At 62.8% G+C, this 17,566-nt stretch carries 6 protein-coding genes; 5 read left to right on the top strand and 1 reads right to left on the bottom strand.

The genetic code is table 11. The features are described 5' to 3' along the window. The first annotated feature begins 96 nt into the window (after positions 1-96). From AC1D11_RS20325 to AC1D11_RS20305, 5 genes are all read left to right on the top strand, one after another. On the top strand, positions 97-897 hold the full coding sequence (locus AC1D11_RS20325; RefSeq protein WP_477646921.1) for a glycine zipper 2TM domain-containing protein: 801 nt from the start codon (positions 97-99) through the stop codon (positions 895-897). 176 nt (positions 898-1,073) lie between these two features. After that, the gene (locus AC1D11_RS20320; protein WP_477646920.1) at positions 1,074-2,285 is read left to right on the top strand and encodes a M23 family metallopeptidase; all 1,212 of its coding nucleotides are present in this window, start codon (positions 1,074-1,076) and stop codon (positions 2,283-2,285) included. A gap of 67 nt (positions 2,286-2,352) precedes the next feature. Further along, positions 2,353-3,678, top strand: a complete 1,326-nt coding sequence (locus tag AC1D11_RS20315; protein ID WP_477646919.1) for a DUF308 domain-containing protein — start codon at positions 2,353-2,355, stop codon at positions 3,676-3,678. A gap of 632 nt (positions 3,679-4,310) precedes the next feature. Further along, on the top strand, positions 4,311-12,014 hold the full coding sequence (locus tag AC1D11_RS20310) for a beta strand repeat-containing protein (protein ID WP_477651485.1): 7,704 nt from the start codon (positions 4,311-4,313) through the stop codon (positions 12,012-12,014). Further along, the gene (locus AC1D11_RS20305) at positions 12,011-16,150 is read left to right on the top strand and encodes an OmpA family protein (protein ID WP_477646917.1); all 4,140 of its coding nucleotides are present in this window, start codon (positions 12,011-12,013) and stop codon (positions 16,148-16,150) included. The genes AC1D11_RS20310 and AC1D11_RS20305 overlap by 4 nt, the downstream gene beginning before the upstream one ends. A 43-nt stretch (positions 16,151-16,193) precedes the next feature. On the opposite strand, the gene AC1D11_RS20300 is transcribed toward AC1D11_RS20305, so the two are convergent. Then, positions 16,194-17,564, bottom strand: coding sequence for a YifB family Mg chelatase-like AAA ATPase (locus AC1D11_RS20300; protein ID WP_477646916.1), 1,371 nt, complete (start codon positions 17,562-17,564; stop codon positions 16,194-16,196). Positions 17,565-17,566 lie beyond the last annotated feature (2 nt).

Here is a 17,566-nt window from a genome sequence, read left to right as displayed (position 1 = left end):
TGCCAAAGCGTGTTTACCTTCGCGGCATGGGAAACGTTGAACAACGACAGATGAAACCCCGTTGCGGGACCAATTGATTTCACAGAGGGAATTGCCATGAACACATCCACCGAAACACTCCAGCCGGGCCAGCAGGCTTCATCAGCCAGCAAGCCCTTGTGGGCCGCTGTCGGCATACTGGGAGTGGCCGTCCTGGCCATGGGCGGCACCATGATTTACCAGATGCGCAATCCGGTTACAGCGACCCCTGTGGCGCTTGCAGCACCGCAAGCCGCGCCGCAAGTGGCGCCACCCATGGCCGCGGCCAGCAATGCGGCGGACGACATGGCTGAAAAGCCGGTTGCCGCACCCGCCAAGCCCGCGCCCGTGCCGACCAAGAAAGTAGTCAAGCCGACGCCAAAACCGGCGCCTGCCCCGAGTTACGCGGGCATTTCGCCCGCGCCGGCCCCTTACCCTGCACCGGTCGCCGTGGCGCCGGCGCCTGTGTGCCATGTGTGCGGTGCGGTGGAATCCGTGACGCCGGTTGAGCGCTCCACCAAGCCGGCCGGCCCGGGGGTAGGTGCTGTGGCGGGTGGCGTGCTGGGCGCCGTACTGGGTAACCAGGTCGGCCATGGCGGTGGGCGTACGGCAGCCACCATCCTGGGCGCGGTGGGTGGCGGTTTCGCCGGCAACGCCATCGAAGGGCATGTTCGCAAGGAAACGGTCTACCAGGTCGGCGTGCGCATGGAAGACGGTTCGCAACGCATGGTAGAAGTTGCCCGTGCTCCCAGCGTTGGCAGCCGTGTGACGGTGGAAGGGTCGACCTTGCGGACCCAGGATGGCGCCAGCTACGGCCCCAAACCGCCGCCGGCCCCCGTGGTCACGCAGCAGCAATCTCCCGACTACAGCAACCGCTGATCTAGTCAGAGACCGGAAGGCGCGCAAGCTTCAGCGCGCCTGCTGGTGCGGGGCTTGCCCTGGTGAGTCTTCCTCCTGATGCCGCGCGGGATTCCTTCGCGCGGCACGATCCCTTTTATGCTTCGACGGTGCGATGCTTGGCGCTATGATGGCCCCGCCATCACAAGGAGGATCGCATGCGTCGTTTTTTTGTGGCCGTGCTGGTACTTGCCGGAAGTTTGCACGCCTTTGCGGCAGGACCCAAACCCGGACCAAACAACCTGGAATTTGCCGGCGCGCACGACCAGAACACGCCTGTACTGCTGAGCGCCGCCTCGCGCCCCGTGCCTTTTCGCGGCGCTGATGGGCGTGTGCACATCGACTACGAGCTGCAGGTCACCAATGCGCGGGCCGTGCCGGTCAAGCTGGTATCGCTGGAGGTATTGGATGCCGCTTCCGGCAAGGTGCTGACCACCGTCGCCGGGGCGGATGTTGCAGGCACTTTTTCGTTGCTGGACGGCGCGGGCGGTGACAGCATCGGCGCGGCGCAGGCCGGTTTGTTCTGGATTGACGTGGTGCTGGAGGCCGGCCAGGCTCTCCCCAAGGCCCTGTCGCATCGCGTGGTGACCTCCGCACCTGAAGGCAAGCTCACGGCCGCCGTCAAACCTGCGAGTGAAGGCCTTGTCCAGACGTCGCAAACCGGTGGCACCGTGTCTGTCAGCACCCGGCCCGCGCCGTTGATCGGCCCTCCGCTTGAGGGCTCCGGCTGGGTTGCGTTCAATGGCTGCTGCAGGGAGGTTCCGCACCGGCGTGCCGGCATCCCCGTGAACGGCGTTCTCTATGTCAGCCAGCGGTTTGCAATCGACTGGATCAAGATAGACGCGAACTCGCAGCAAAGCAACGGCGACAGCAACAAGAACGAAAACTGGCCAACCTATGGACAAAAAGCGATTGCCGTGGCGGATGCCAAAGTGGTTTCCGTGCTTGACGGGCTGCCTGAGAGGGTGCCCAACGCCTTGCCGCCCGACACGACGATGCAAAACGTGACGGGCAACCATGTGATCCTGGACCTGGGCCGTGGCTACTACGCGTTTTATGCACATCTGCAGCCGGGCTCGCTGAAGGTGGGTGTCGGCGACCGCGTCAAGCGCGGCCAGGTGCTGGCGCTGCTGGGAAATTCCGGCAACACCACGGCACCGCACCTGCATTTCCATGTATCGGACGGTATCGGCCCCTTGTCATCGCAAGGTGTGCCCTACGTGATCGACGCGTTTACGGCCAGGGGTGTTGCCACGGATGCGACCGAGCAGGGCAAAGTGCTGTGGACCGCGCTGCCGCAGCAGCAGGCCGTCCAGCGCGCCACCCTGCCCATGAATGGCTACGTGGTTGATTTCCCCTCTTTGAAGTGAAGCCTGGGCGCTGCGAGCCACACATTCCCTTGACGGATGGCACGGCCCCGGCTGCCAGCGTACCAACATGTTCAGACTTGCATTAACCCTTTTTGGCGGCGATGCGCTCGTGAAGCGCTGGAAGATCTTTCTGGTAGCGGGCCTGCTCGCGGTGTTGCTGGGTGTCGTGGTGTTGATAGACCTGGTCGACGGTGTGGCCGACATGGCAGGCTGGGTGTTCGGCGCCGTGTTGTTGCTGCAGGGCTTGGTTGAATTGTTGATTGGCGCCACCCACACGCGTGCGCGGCGGCGCTTTGAAATGTTGCGCGGCGCGGCCATGGTGGTGTTTGCCTGTCTGCTGCTGGATTTCCCCTGGGACAATTCGATTGCCGCAGCCGTTCTTTTCGCTGCCGCATTTACCTTCAATGGACTGGTCCGCATTGGGTCAAGTCTTTTGATCCGGTATCCGAACTGGCGCATCTCCAACATCATCGGTTGGGGTTATCTGGTCATGGCGATATTGCTGGTGACCGACTGGCCCCTGCCTTCCGCGATGAACGTGTCTTTTTGCACCGGCCTTGCACTCATGGCGGGCGGCTACGTTGTGATGCGCGGCGCCTGGCGCCTGCAACGCTTGCCGCCGGGGTCACGGCTTGCAGCCATTGAGCTCTATAAAAGAAAAAGGGAGATGAGCACCAGTGCGCCGCCATCCCCCCCGCCCGCAGGTGCCAGCATGCCCGGCGAACAGATGGTGGTTCACATCTGGACCGCCGTGGATCAAAGCGAAGAACGCATCCGGCTTCCACTGGTCGACCGGTACATCGCGGCCCTCTCCCGCAAAGGCAGCGTTACTACCGGCCATGTCGCGCTGGAGTGCGGGCCGCAGCTGTATATCAGCCATCATCCACGTGTGCGCCTGACCATCACGCAGAGCAACCTTGTCGATCAGGTGCGTGCCACACAAAGCAACGACCATCCGGGGATGTGGCTTCCTTCTTATGAGCAGGAAGCCGGTGCGACACGCCCTTCAACTTTCCGCATCCGCTTTCGCCTGTTTAACCGCCGCCACCTGCAGTCGTTTTGGGATGCATATCGTCAGGACGACACCTATAACCTGACGCACCGCAACTGCTCGGTGGTCGTGACCGAGGCTATCGACGCCGCGATGGAAGGTGTATTTGCCGACAAACCTTTCTGGCGAACCCTGCTGCGCCTGGCCTTTCACCCCGACATGTGGCTGGCCGGAAGCGTTCGGGTGCGTGCCGAATCGATCGCGTGGACACCAGGGCTGGCGCTGGATTATGCCGGCGCGATCCGGCGCATCACCCACCCGCATCAGGACTTGAGGGTGCACCTTGCGCGCTGGTGGAAGACGCGCCGGCCCCAACGTCAGCGCGCAAAAAAAATCCCTTGAAAGCTCGGCGAGAAGGTTGACCTGCGCTGTGTGAAGGTCGGGCTCCAGAAGGCCGGATTTAGTGGCCGTTCCAGGGTCTGGCGATACCCATCCAAAAGGAAAAAGCATCAGGGCTGACGAACCGCAAAGGCGCAGCCCTTGCTGCAGGCAACCTGTCTGCGTTCGACAGCCGGTGCATGTACGGCGCGTGTCGCACGGGTGTTATTGGCCATTCCCGCGTGCGGGAGCTGCATGGGCCGCAGATACCGTCCTCTGTTCGTTGTGCGGGATTCCGTTCACAAAAGCCGCAGTCATGCCTGGCTCAGCAGCGGTTTCTTCGGGTATTTCCGCCTGCTGCCAAAAATGTCCACTTGGTTTGCATCGGCACAACGAAAAATTACATAAAGAAACATATACAACTAATAGGGTTGTTAAAAAGTTCCACTTTTGTCACTTCAAACTAACAAAGTAGTAAATTTAGTATTAGAAAAATCGCAACATAGTTAATCTTCGCACTGTTTGTTACCGGTACGTTGTCTGACATGAGACGTGCCGAGTGAACGCTGTGCGTCCTCTGCCAGCGTTGACTCGGTGCTCCCGCGGACTGCCTACCGGCACGGTTCCCAAGCATTCAAAGAGTCGAACTGCCTACTATGTTGTCCTCGAAATTTCTGGCGAAAGCCGCTGCCGGCTCCCTGCTTCGTGCTGCGGCTCTCGGATTGGCCATTGGATTGATGCCCGTTGCGGCCCAAGCCTTGACGGCTTCGGTGACTGCGATCATTCCGGCGCAGGGGATGTATCCCGGCGAGACGGCAACCTTGCGAATTACCTTGTCCAACAGCGATCCGGTGCCCGCCACCAACGTGGACTTCAGCAACAGCTTGCCTGGCCTTCTGCCCAACGGCCTCAGCGTTGCGTCTGCGGCCATAAATGGTTGCGGTGGGGCTTTTACCGCCAACCCCGGAACGCAGGCGCTTGCCCTGGCTGGCGGCACCATACCTGCCGCCGCCGGCGGGATCGACGGCCAGTGTGTCATCGATATTCCGGTGACGGTCGGCACCTCGACCGGCAACGCAACCTCCTATGCGTATCAAATCCTCAATGGTGCGGTCACCAGTACCGGCGGAAGCAACGTTGGAGACGTGTCGCAGACCTTCACGGTGCGGGCGCTGCAGCAACCGCAAATTTCGAAGGCATTCACCAGCTCGACGCTGGTGCTCGGCGGCGCTTCGACACCCCTGACCATCACGCTGGTCAACCCGAACCCGGTGGCAATTTCAGGGTTCAGCATCACCGATAACTTTCCCCAGCTCGGTGGCAGCGCCATCATGAAGGTCGCGGCAACGCCCGGCGCGAATGCAACGTGCACCAGCGGTCCGGTACCGGCCTTCAATCCCGCACCGGCAGCGGGCGCTACCAGTGTGACCGGCACCGGAGATCTGCCGGCAAACGGGAGTTGCACCTTCGTTGTGAACGTGGAGGCGAACCAGACCAACGGCCAGTTCTCGACCGGTGCCCAGAACAACATCATCAACCGGACCACCAATTTCACCAATGCGTTAGGTATTCCAGCGCAAGCCAATGCCCAGGCCAATGTGACAGTCCGGTCTCCGCTCGGTGTGACCAAGGGCTTTACGCCCAGCACCTCCCTTTCAAGCGGTGCCCCGGGCTTTCTCACCCTCACCTTGAGCAATAGCGGCAATACGCCACTGACCGTCACCACCTTTGATGACACGCCGATCGACGGGATTGGCGGCGTCGACCCGACAAAAGGGTTGAACGTTACCTCGGCGGTGACCAGCTGCGCGGGCGGCGCCGCTGCTGCGATCAACAGCAACAAAGGTGTCAGGCTGACCGGCGGGACCATTCCCGCCAATGGCAGCTGCACGGTGACGGTGAACTTCACCGCAGCAGTTCAGGCGAACGGCGTGCCGGTGACCTACACCAACAGCATTCCCCAAGCCGCCGTGGATGTGGGCGACCCCGCCATCAAGAGCCAGGCGGTATCGGCCACCATCCTGGTTGCGGACGACCTCCGGGTTCTCAAATCGGTACAACCCACGACACCCGTGGCGCCGGGCAACCCGATCCAGTACCAGATCACCGTGCAAAACTTCGGCGCTGGCGCGATCAACACCGTATCGGTGACGGACAACTTCACCAACGGCCAGACATTCCTCACCGGCACGATCAACAGCTTCAACTACACGCCGACTGTCAGCGCGGGCTGCGGCAACGTCAACTCTGCGAGCGCACTGGGCAGCAATGCGCCGGTCTTTACCATCGACACCGTCCCGGCCCGCACCAGTGTCAGCGTACCGGGTGCCTGCACCATCACCATGTGGGCGATGGCTTCCACTGTTGCGGTGGCCACCTCGAACAACATCATCGCTGCCGGCGGCGTCTGCTACAACGGCGGCGCCACTTGCAACGGAGGTGCTTCCAATTCCACCAGCGTAGGCACCAACCCGCCCGTGCTCGCAGCAACGAAGGCGTTTGCCCAGTCCTCTCCCGGCGCCAGCACGTTTGCCGAGGGAACCATTGTCCGCATGACCATCACGCTGACGAACAAGTCGGCGAACCCGCTGACCAACGTTGCGGTTTCGGATACTCTGCAATTGGCAACCAGCGGCGGGGGGCAGCTTCGCATCGCCAGTCCGGCCAACGCGGCAAGCACCTGCGGCGCCCCTGCCATCACGGCGGTTGCCGGTTCCACTTCTATCGGCATCACCGGCGGCACCGTTCCGGCTCGCGCCAACAACGGCACGGGTGCGGACGGCAGCTGTACCTTGCAGGTGGATGTCGTAGGGCCGGCCGGCGTTTATAACAACACCGCGACGGTCGACGGCACCGAAACCTACGGGAACGGCACGACCCACACACTGGGTACGGTATCAACCAACACCCCCCAGCTGACCTACACCTCCGCGCTGACCGCGAACAAGAGCTTCAATCCATCCGGCGTGTCCTCGGGCGGCAAATCAACGGTCACGGTTCAGCTGCTGAATTCGAGTGCGCTCGCGCTGACAAACGTCAGTGTGACCGATCCGCTCCCGGCGGGCATGGTGCTGGCCACTCCGCCCAATGCGCAGACGACCTGCGCGGGAAGCACGTCCATCACGGCTGTTGCAGGGGCAGGCACCGCAACGTTGACCGGTGCCAATGTGGCGGGCGGCGGGAATTGCGCTTTCCTGTTTGATGTGGTGGCAACAGGTGCCGCGAACTGGGTCAACAGCATCCCTCCCAACGGCATACTCGCGGACGGCGGCGTGCGTAATGTCACCGCCGTTGTCGGCACGCTGCTTTTCAATGCCCCCACCGGCCTGGCCATCAGCAAAACGACTTCCATCAGTTCCCTGGCCTTCCCCGGCCAGGTGAGCCGGCTGACGATCAACATATCCAACGGGTCCCAGGCGGTTACCAACCTGGATATCACCGACTACTTCACGGTTGGCGGTATTGCAGGCGGCACCAACAATGGGTGGGTGGTGACGCCTACCCCGGCAACCGCCACGACGTGCCCGGCCGGGGTTGTGACCGCTGCGGCGGGCGCGCGATCGGTCCGTTTGTCAGGCGCAAACCTGGCTGCAAACGCGACATGCCAGGTATCGGTCAACGTGACGTCTGCCGTGACCGGCGGAAACACGAACACCATTCCGCCCGGCGCCATCATCACCGACCAGAACCTGACCAATGCCAATCCGGCAACGACCAGCCTGGCGATCAGCACGAACATTGGCATCGTCAAGCAGTTCACGCCCAACGTGGTTGCGCCGGGTACCCGGTCCCGCTTGCGCATCACTTTCTATAACCCGCTTTCACAACCCGTCAGCGACCTGGCGGTCACCGATACCTTGCCCGCCGGCGTGACCGTTCCGAGTGGCGCGAATCCGACGACGACATGCCAGGGTGCGACGGTCTCTTCGACGGCCAACACGGTGCAGCTTTCGGGCGGCATCATCGTCGCTGCGGCCGGAAATGTGCCAGCAACCTGCCAGGTGGAGATCGACGTCTTTGTGGCGGCGCAAGGCGACTATGTCAACACCATTCCGGCCAACGCGCTGACCGCTACCGCTGGCGGCAATGCACTGGCGAACACCCAGCCTACAAGCGACACGCTGCGTGCACGGTCGCCGGTTGTGGTGCACAAGGCTTTCAGCGCCCGCACGCTGGACGCAGGCAATCCTGTGGGGTTCACGACCGGGTCCGACACCAAGGCGCCTGGCGCGGTGTCGGTGATGACGATTCGTTTCGACAATCCCAACAACACACAGCTCAACGGCATGACCTTGACGGACGCATTGCCCGCCGGACTTGTCGTCGCGCCCACGCCGGCTGCGGCCACGACCTGCGCAGGCGGCACTGTTGTTGCGGCAGCGTCCGCAACCAGCGTTCGCCTGACCGGTGCTGCACTCGCGGCAAATGGTTTCTGTACCGTCACGGTGAATGTTCTGAGCAACATTTCGGGTGTGTACACCAACACGATCCCGACCGGGAGCATTACCACTACCGAGGGCGTGACCAATCAGGAGCCCACCAGCGCACAGCTGATTACCTCCACCCCGCCGACCGTCGGCAAGCAGTTCGCCCCTGCGGTGATCCCGCCGAACGGCGTATCGCGCCTGAGCATCGTCATTGGCAACACCAATGCCGCAGCCATGACCTTGAGCGCGGATTTTGACGACATCCTGCCGACGGCGCCCGGCCAGATCCGTCTGACGGCAGCCCCCGGCATGACAACGACTTGCGGCGGAACGGTAGTGGCCGCAGCCAACGCCACCAGTGTGAGGCTTAACAGTGGCGGCACCATCCCTGCGGGCGGTTGCACGATTGATGTCAATGTGACCGGGCTGTCGGCCGGTGTCCACACCAACAACATTCCTGCTGGTGCCCTGCAAACCAATCTGGGCAACAACCAGGCGCCTGCCAATGCAACGCTGACGATCAGCACCCTTGGCTACATCTCCGGCAAGGTTTTCAGGGACAACAACGTCACGCCCAACGGCACCTTTCAGAACGGTACCGATACGGGGATCGCCGGCGTCGCAATTGAACTGCACAGCGGTGCCACCTGCGGTGGTCCGCTGTTGTCCACGGGCACCACCGACGCGCTCGGCAACTATCTGTTCTCGGCTCTGCCGGCTGGCAGCTACTCCGTTTGCCAGCCTGCGCAGCCTGCGGCAACCACCAACGGCATCACGACCGCCGGCCCCATCAGTGGCATCAACGGCAGCACGGGCTCGGCAGGTGCGGCATCCAACCCGACGGTCACCACCAGCCAGATCACCAACATCGTCCTTAACGGCAATGGCGGCGGCGGCGAAATTTCGGGCTCTGCAAACAACAACTTTGCCGAAGTCGTTCCTTCGTCCATCTCGGGCAAGGTGTTCAAGGACCTGAACAACAACGGCGCCCAGGACGGCGCGGACGATCCGCTCGCAGGCGTCACCGTCGAGCTCAGGGACGCAGGCAATGCGCTGGTCGCGACCACGGTCACGGATGCGGCGGGCAACTACTCGTTCGGCAATCTTTTGCCTGGAACCTACAGCGTGGTGGAGCCCGCACAACCCGCCGGCACCTCCAACGGCATTACCACCGCGGGCGCCGTTCCCAACGGCGGAACACCCGGAACGGCGACCACACCAGCCGTCACACCGAGCCGGATCAGCACCATCGTGCTGCCGCCCAACACGACTTCAACGGGCAACAACTTCGCGGAAGTGGCCAATGGCGGCACGATTTCCGGCAAGGTCTTCCTGGACTATGACAACAGCGGCCTGATGAATGGAAGCGACCACGGCATCGGCGGACAGACGATCAACCTGACAGGTACCGACATCAACGGACTGGCTGTCTCCAGGTCAACGGTCACGCTGGCCGACGGTACCTATAGCTTTACGGGGCTCGCGCAGGGGACCTATACCGTGACGCAGCCCCTGCCGCAGGCCACTGGCACGACCAATGGCCAGACCATCGCGGGCAGTACCGGTGGAACGGCGACTTTGCCGGCCAACCCGGTGTCTTCGATTTCGACGATTCCGCTCGCCACCGCGAATGCCGTGTCGGCTGACAACAATTTCGCGGAAATCCCGGGCAATGCGCCTGACCTGGCGATCGCCAAAACGCACGCGCCGGTCAGTTTTGCCCAAGGATCCAGCACGGGCTTCTACACCATCACCGTTTCCAACGTCGGCGCAGCGGCAACGTCCGCCACCGTGACGGTGGTCGACACTCTGCCTGTGGGCATGACGGTGGCTGCCGTCAATGGCGGCGCAACCTGGTCTTGCTCCAACACCGCAACCACCGTCACCTGCACCACAAACAGCGTGATCGCCTCCGGCGCCACAGCGCCCGTCATCACGGTACGTGTTGCGGTGGCTGCCGGTTTGTCCGGGCAGGTCCTGGTGAACACGGCGGTGGTCTCCGGCGGCAATGAGCCCAGCGGCTTCTCCGGCAACAACACGGCAACCGACCCCACGGCGATCTCCGACGTGGCGGCGGTGCAAGGCAGCGTGTGGCGCGACCTCAACCATGACCGCATCAAGGACCCAGGTGAACCATTGGTCCCGGGCTGGATCGTCGAGCTGACTCTCGGCGGCGTGGTGGTGGGTACCACCACCTCCGACGCAAACGGCGCTTACAGCTTTTCCAGTGTGGCGCCGGGCTCGGGTTACCAGATCCGCTTCCGCGAACCCACGAGCGGCCGTATCTATGGACGACCGGTGCCCAATGAGACAGGGCTGCCCTATACCAACGGACAGGTGAATTCGACCTCCAACCCGGCCGGTGCGAACAATACCGACGGAACGTTAAGAGGCCTCACGCTCACCGCTGGCACCACGACCTTGGCCCAGAGCCTGCCGCTCGATCCAAGCGGTGTGATTTATGACGCGGTCAGCCGCCAGCCTGTGCCCAATGCCATCGTCACACTCTCGGCCCCAGGCCTCACTGCAGCCGACGTGATTGGCGGCAGCCTGACGCAGACGACGGGCGCTGATGGTTCTTACCAGTTCCTGTTGCTGGGCGGTGCTCCAGCAGGCGCGACCTTGTACACACTGACGGTGACTTCGCCACCGGGTTACCTGCCCGGTCCGTCGGCGATTATTCCAGCCTGTACCGCGACTCTGGGCGTGGGCCTGGCGCCTCCGAGCCCAGATCCGGCATTGGTGCAGAACAGCAACTTCGCACCCACAGCGGGCGTGCCGCTGCACAACCCCGCAGCTTGCCCCAACAACACCCTGGCCCTTGCGGGCGGTGCGGCCACGACCCAGTACTTCTACACGTTCACTTTTGCGGCAGTTCCTGGTTCGGCCAACGTGTTGAACAACCATATCCCGCTGGACCCGGTGTTGGGCGGCGCGATTGTGATGACAAAGAGCACGCCACTGGTCAATGTGGTCCGCGGCGACCTGGTGCCGTACAACATCACGGCGACCAACACGCTGAATGCGGTGCTCGGCAACATCAACATCGTGGATGTGATTCCGGCGGGCTTCAGGTATCGCACCGGCTCGGCATCGCTCAATGGCGTGGCACTTGAGCCCACGGTGAGCGGACGCAACCTCACCTGGGCCGGCCAGACGTTTACCGCAGGTGAGCGCAAAACACTGCGCATGCTGCTGGTGGTCGGCAGCGGTGTGTCGGAAGGGACTTACGTGAACCAGGTCGCATCCCGCAATGCACTGGTCAACGCCCAGGTGTCCAACACCGCCACAGCGACGGTGCGTGTGGTCCCCGATCCCACCTTCGATTGCTCCGACATCATCGGCAAGGTCTTTGACGACAAGAACGCCAATGGTTACCAGGACGAGGGGGAGCCGGGCATCGCGAATGTCCGCATTGCAACGGCGCGCGGATTGCTGGTTACCAGCGACCACGATGGACGCTTCCACGTGGCTTGCGCGGCAATCCCGAACGCTGACCGCGGTTCCAACTTCGTGATGAAGGTGGACGAAAGAACCCTGCCTTCGGGCTACCGGTTGACAACCGAAAACCCGCGTGACGTCCGGGTGACACGCGGCAAGATGGTGAAGCTCAATTTCGGCGCGACGGTACACCGTGTGGTCCGGCTCGAGCTCTCCGGCGCGGCGTTCCTGAACGACGGCACGGATCTGCAGCCCGCGTACCTCGCGACGCTGGAAAAGCTGCCTACGCAACTGGTCGGACGCCCATCCATCCTGCGCATTGCCTATCGCCGCGGCGCCGAGGCGGCAGAGCTTGCGCAAAAACGCGTGTCGGCGATCAGTGACCGGATACAGGCCTTGTGGAAGGAAAGACGAAAGAAGGAGCGCGCGGAAACAGACAGTGAACCCCTCCATCCCTTGATGATTGAAACCGAGCTGGAGTCGGCGAAATGAATTTCCGTACACACACCATTGCAGTAGCCGTCAGCGTCCTTTGTGCAGGGTCTTCTGTATGGGCCGCTACCGAAGTCAGCGGCAAGCGAATTGACAATGGCCGCATCGACCTGTTCTCGGTGCCACCGCCTGCGGAGGTGCAGCCGGCCATCAACTACCCGTTGCCTTCGGGCGTGACGCGGGAAGAGGCGGCAGGCATGCGCAGCCGCGCCGCACAGGTGCCCCAAAGCGCGGCCTCCGTCAACAAGGCGCTGGAAGAAGCCAGTGGCCTGAGCCTTTTTGTGTCGGGCAAGGCCGAGTTGCTGTCCGCCGCCAAAGCGTCCATCGAGGCGCTGGCCGCCGAGATACGCGCAAGGGGCGCATCGTCTCCAGGCATGCGCATCGCTGTTGTCGGGCACACGGACAACCAGCGTCTGGCGCCTGAAACCAGGCGGATCTTCAGGGACAACCAGGGGCTTTCCGAAGCACGCGCCCTGGCGGTTGCAGCCTATCTGAAGCAGCAGCTGAACAATCCCGCCATCACCTATTCGATCGAGGGTGCAGGCGAGAACAAACCGTTGGCATCGAACGCAACGCCTGAAGGCATGGCCCGCAATCGCCGCGTCGAGCTGCGCGTGTGGTTTGAGGCCGTAGCGCCGGCAGCCGTTCCTGTTCCGCTGGCGGCCGCCAAGCCCTGCACGCCACAGGCCGTGGGGCAGTCCACTGTGCCGTTTCGCATCACGATTGATGGCGAGCCTATCAATGCCTCCGAGATACCCAATGAAGCAGATGGTCAGCGGTGCGCTGACGTCGCGCTCGAGAAGGCTGACATCCAGGTGCGTTATGACAGCCTGGCCATTGCGCCGGTGATGAATGCCTGGGCTACACCCAATGCCGTCGTCAAGGGCGAGGTGGTGGAGTTCCGGGCCTGGTCGAACTACATTCCCTGGATCAAAAAGGCCGAACTGCGGCTTTTCCGTGCAGGGCAGAAGACACAGGAGCAGCCTTTTGAGGTCGTGCCCATCACATGGTCAGGCGCGCTCAACTGGACCGTTCCGGCCAACACGGCCGGTGACCAGCTGTTCTACCTCCTGCGTGTTTATGACGCCCAGGGGCGTTTCGACGAGACCAGCCTGAAATCCCTGAATCTTCTGGCGCGCGCCATGCCGGTCAATGAAGATACGGAGAAGCTAGAGCGCGAACGGCTGACAGGCTATGGCGAAAACAGCCTGGCGCTACGCAATATTCCGGTGACAGGCGGCACCGTCACGGTCAACGGCACCAATCTCAAGCCGGGCCAGCGCATCGAAGCGCTGGGGCTGGAACTGCCGATCGATGCGCAGGGCAAGTTCGCCATGAAGCAAATCATGCCGGCGGGCCCGCAGTCTGTGGAGGTGACGCTGAAAGAATCAGACGGACGTGCAAGCACTTTCCGCCGCAACCTCAACATCGCCGCCGATGACTGGTTTTACCTGGCACTGGGGGATTTGACGGTCGGGAAAAACAATGTCTCCGGGCCCGCCAAACTGGTGACCGGGGACTTAAGTCACTATGAAGACAAGGTGTATGTTGATGGCCGTGCCGCTTTCTACCTCAAGGGGAAAATCAAGGGCGAATGGCTGCTGACGGCTTCGGCCGATACCCGGGAAGGTCCTATCGAGGACCTGTTTTCCAACTTCTCCAGCAAGGATCCCAAGTACCTTCTGCGCAGCATTGACCCCAACCTTTACTACCCCGTTTACGGTGATGACAGTACGACGGTGGACGACGCGCCAACGCAGGGCAAGTTTTTTGTCAAGCTGCAAAAAGGCGATTCGCATGTCATGTGGGGTAACTTCCAGACCTCGTGGAGTGGAACGGAGCTGATGCAGTACTCGCGTGGCCTCTATGGCGCGCAGGTGCGCTACCGCTCCGAAGATGCCACGACCTATGGTGAAAAACAGACCCAGATCGATGCCTTTGCCGCTGATCCGGGAACGCTGGCTTCGCGCGAGGAATTTCGCGGCACGGGAGGCTCGCTCTACTACCTGCGCCACCTCGACATCACACAGGGCTCGGAGCGCGTCTGGATCGAGGTCCGCGACAAGGACTCCGGCATGGTGATCGAGCGCCGCGAACTCGCGCCCACGCAGGACTACGAGATCAACTACCTTCAAGGCCGTATCCTGTTGCAGTCGCCTCTGTCCGCGACCGGTGCAGGCGCCGGGCTGATCATGGCGTCTGCAGTAGGCGGCCAGCCGGTCTACCTCGTGACCACATACGAGTTTGCGCCCGGTGTCACGGCCATCAACAACCTGTCGACCGGCATTCGCGCGAGCCAATGGCTGAACGACCACGTGCAGCTGGGCGCCAGCAGCTACCACCAGGGCGAAACAGGATCCAGCCAGACGCTCAAGGGAATCGACGGGACGCTGCGCTACAAGCCCGGCACCTGGCTGAAGTTTGAGGCGGCACGCTCAAAGGGGCCGGGCAATGGGGCCCAAACCTCTCTTGATGGCGGCTTTGGATTTAACACGCTGAACAACGGCGGCATCCAGTCGGCCGGCGCAGAACGCCTGGAAGGCTCGGTGGATCTCGCCGAAGTCACCGACAGCATGAAGGGGAAGATCACCTCTTATGTCCAGAACCGTGACCGCGGTTATTCGGCCCCGGGGCAGATCGGCATAGGCGGCGAGGCGGTTCGGCAGGCTGGTGCCGCGGCCGATGTGGAGCTTGCTCCGGGCACGCGCGTGCTGGTCAAGGCAGACAAGCGCGACGGCGATCTGCAGAATAACCAGAACGCCGAGCTTGCGGTGCGGCAGGCGCTGAACAGCGAATGGGAAGTCGCTGTCGGGGTCCGTGCGGACGATCGTTCCAATGTCACGCCGAATGCCAGCCCTTTGCTTTCCCAGACTGGATCGCGTACGGACGCGCAGGTGCGGGCGGATTACCGGCCTGATCGCGCGGGTGGAAAACCCGGGGAAAAAGAAAACTGGGAAGCTTACGGTTACGTTCAGGGCACGCTGGAGCGTGACGCTACGCGCGACCCCAACAACCGCGTCGGCCTCGGTGGCGCATTGCAAGTCAGCGAACGCGTGAAGCTCAGCGGCGAAGCGTCCGGCGGCAGTATGGGCGCCGGCGGCAAGCTGGGCGCCGACTACCGCATCTCCGACCGGAGCAATGCCTATCTGGCGTACACGATGGAAACAGAAAGCCCGGATGTCGCATGGCGCGGGCGCCAAGGGACGCTGGTCTCCGGTGCAAGCACCCGCGTATCGGATCAATTGCGGGTGTTCGGCGAGGGACGTGCCGTCAATGGGGCCGGCCCGCAAAGCTTGACGCAAGCCTTTGGCATGGACTGGTCGCCCAATGACCGCTGGAACTGGGGCGCCAAGGTCGAGTTCGGAACCGTGTCCGACCCGTTGGCCGGTGACCTGAAGCGCCGTGCGCTCGGTGGCTCGGTCGGCTACAAAAAGGACAGCCTGAAATATGGCGGTAATCTTGAGTGGCGCAACGATCGGAGCAATGTGTCCGGCGAACGTAGCACCTGGCTGATGCGCAACACGGTGGGCATGCAGGTGGACCCTGCCTGGCGCGTGCTGGGCAAGCTCAATGTCTCGCGTTCAAGCAACAGCCAGGGGGCCTTTGTCGACGGCAACTACCATGAGTTTGTCTTGGGCAGTGCCTACCGGCCGGTTGACAACGACCGCTGGAACACCCTGTTCAAGTACACCAACCTGCACAACGTACCGACCGCGGGCCAGCTGACCCCTTCGGGCCAGGCGGCCGACTACGCGCAGCGCAGCCAGGTGTTTTCCGTCGACACGATTTACGACGTGAAGCCGTGGCTCTCCGTCGGCGCCAAATACGCGTTCCGCATCGGCGAGCTGAAAATGCCGGTTGCCGGTGGGGAGTGGTTCTCCAGCCGTGCTGATCTTTTGATCTTCCGGGCGGATCTTCATTTGGTTAAAGAATGGGACGCCCTGATCGAATGGCGCAAGCTGCGCGCCACGGAGGCGCAAGATGCGAAGGCCGGCATGCTCCTTGGTGTCTACCGCCACCTTGGCAAGGGGGTGAAGGTCGGCGTGGGGTACAACTTCACCAAATATTCGGATGACCTGACCGACCTGTCTTACCGCAGCCGGGGCTGGTTCCTGAATGTGCTTGCCACCTATTGAGTGTTTGAAATTAACAGGCCTTCGAGCGGTTGTGCGGCGGCGGTCAATGGGCTGCCTTGAGCGCCCGGCGGTATTGCACGGCTTCCGCGACATGGACGACCTGGACGGCCTGCGCGCCTGCGAGGTCGGCAATTGTCCTGGCCACTTTCAGGCAGCGATGGATGCTGCGGCCTGACCACCCCAATCGCGCTGCTGCGGTGTTCAGGAATTTCGCGGCCGCGTCATCGAGCTGGCATTGCGCATCAATGGCCTGGCCTTCCAGTGCCTGGTTGGTGGTGCCCTGCCGGGCAATAGCGCGATCACGTGCCGTGGCAACCCGGGCCCTGATAACGGCGGTGGCCTCGCCCGGTGGCGCGTTGACCAGTTCATCGGCTGCGAGCGCACCCACCTCAACATGCAGGTCGATGCGGTCCAGCAGCGGGCCGCTGAGCTTGCCCTGGTAACGCGACACCTGTTCGGGCGAACAACGGCAAGCCCGCAAGCTCGAGCCGAGGTAACCGCAGGGGCAAGGGTTCATCGCTGCGACCAGCTGAAAGCGCGCCGGGAACTCGGCGCGCTGGGCGGCTCGCGAAATGGTGATGGTGCCGGACTCCAGCGGTTCACGCAGGGCTTCCAGGGCTGCCCGCGGAAACTCCGGGAGTTCATCCAGAAACAGGATGCCGCGATGCGCCAGGGAAATTTCACCAGGCCGCGGCGGGGAACCACCGCCGACAAGCGCAACGGCGCTGGCCGTGTGGTGCGGCGCGCAGGTGGGGCGTATCGCCCATTTGTCCAGCGTGAACCGGCCGCCCAATGACGCCACCGCTGCGCTTTCCAGCGCTTCTTCGGTAGTCATGGCCGGCAAGAGGCCCGCAAAGCGCTGCGCCAGCATGGATTTTCCGGAGCCTGGGGCGCCCATCATCAGTACGCTGTGCCCGCCGGTCGCGGCAATTTCCAGGGCGCGCCGGGCCGCCGCCTGGCCTTTGACGTCGGCCAGATCAGGATACGGGGACTGCCCCGAAGGCACGATCGGCTTGACACGGGACCAGCCTTCCCCTGCTTCAATCGGGGTGTCGCCCGGCAAAAATTGCCTCACCACATCGAGCAAATGGTGCGCCTGAAAGATTTCGGCGCCGGGGACCAGCGCTGCTTCCTGGGCACTGGCCTCTGGCAGAACCAGCTTCGGCAGTTTCTCGGCGGCAAGCCGTGCCGGGCGCACCAGGGCGAGGCTCATGGCAAGCGCTCCCCGAATGGGTCGCAAGTCGCCGCCCAGCGACAACTCGCCGGCGAACTCATAGCCTTCCAGTTTGCGGGCGTCGATCTGGCCGCTGGCCGCCAGGATTCCGAGCGCGATAGGCAGGTCGAACCGGCCGGAATCCTTGGGAAGGTCGGCAGGTGCCAGATTCACCGTGTTCCACTGTGTAGCATCAGGCATGA

The sequence above is a fragment of the Polaromonas sp. P1_E11 genome (assembly GCF_056405995.1).
Note: the sequence above shows the minus strand (reverse complement) of the source record. Positions and strands in the feature narration are given on the sequence as shown.

Coding starts and splice junctions, on each gene's coding strand:
- AC1D11_RS20325 (WP_477646921.1), top strand. CDS start 97: ATGAACACATCCACCGAAACACTCCAGCCGGGCCAGCAGGCTTCATCA.
- AC1D11_RS20320 (WP_477646920.1), top strand. CDS start 1,074: ATGCGTCGTTTTTTTGTGGCCGTGCTGGTACTTGCCGGAAGTTTGCAC.
- AC1D11_RS20315 (WP_477646919.1), top strand. CDS start 2,353: ATGTTCAGACTTGCATTAACCCTTTTTGGCGGCGATGCGCTCGTGAAG.
- AC1D11_RS20310 (WP_477651485.1), top strand. CDS start 4,311: ATGTTGTCCTCGAAATTTCTGGCGAAAGCCGCTGCCGGCTCCCTGCTT.
- AC1D11_RS20305 (WP_477646917.1), top strand. CDS start 12,011: ATGAATTTCCGTACACACACCATTGCAGTAGCCGTCAGCGTCCTTTGT.
- AC1D11_RS20300 (WP_477646916.1), bottom strand. CDS start 17,564: ATGCCTGATGCTACACAGTGGAACACGGTGAATCTGGCACCTGCCGAC.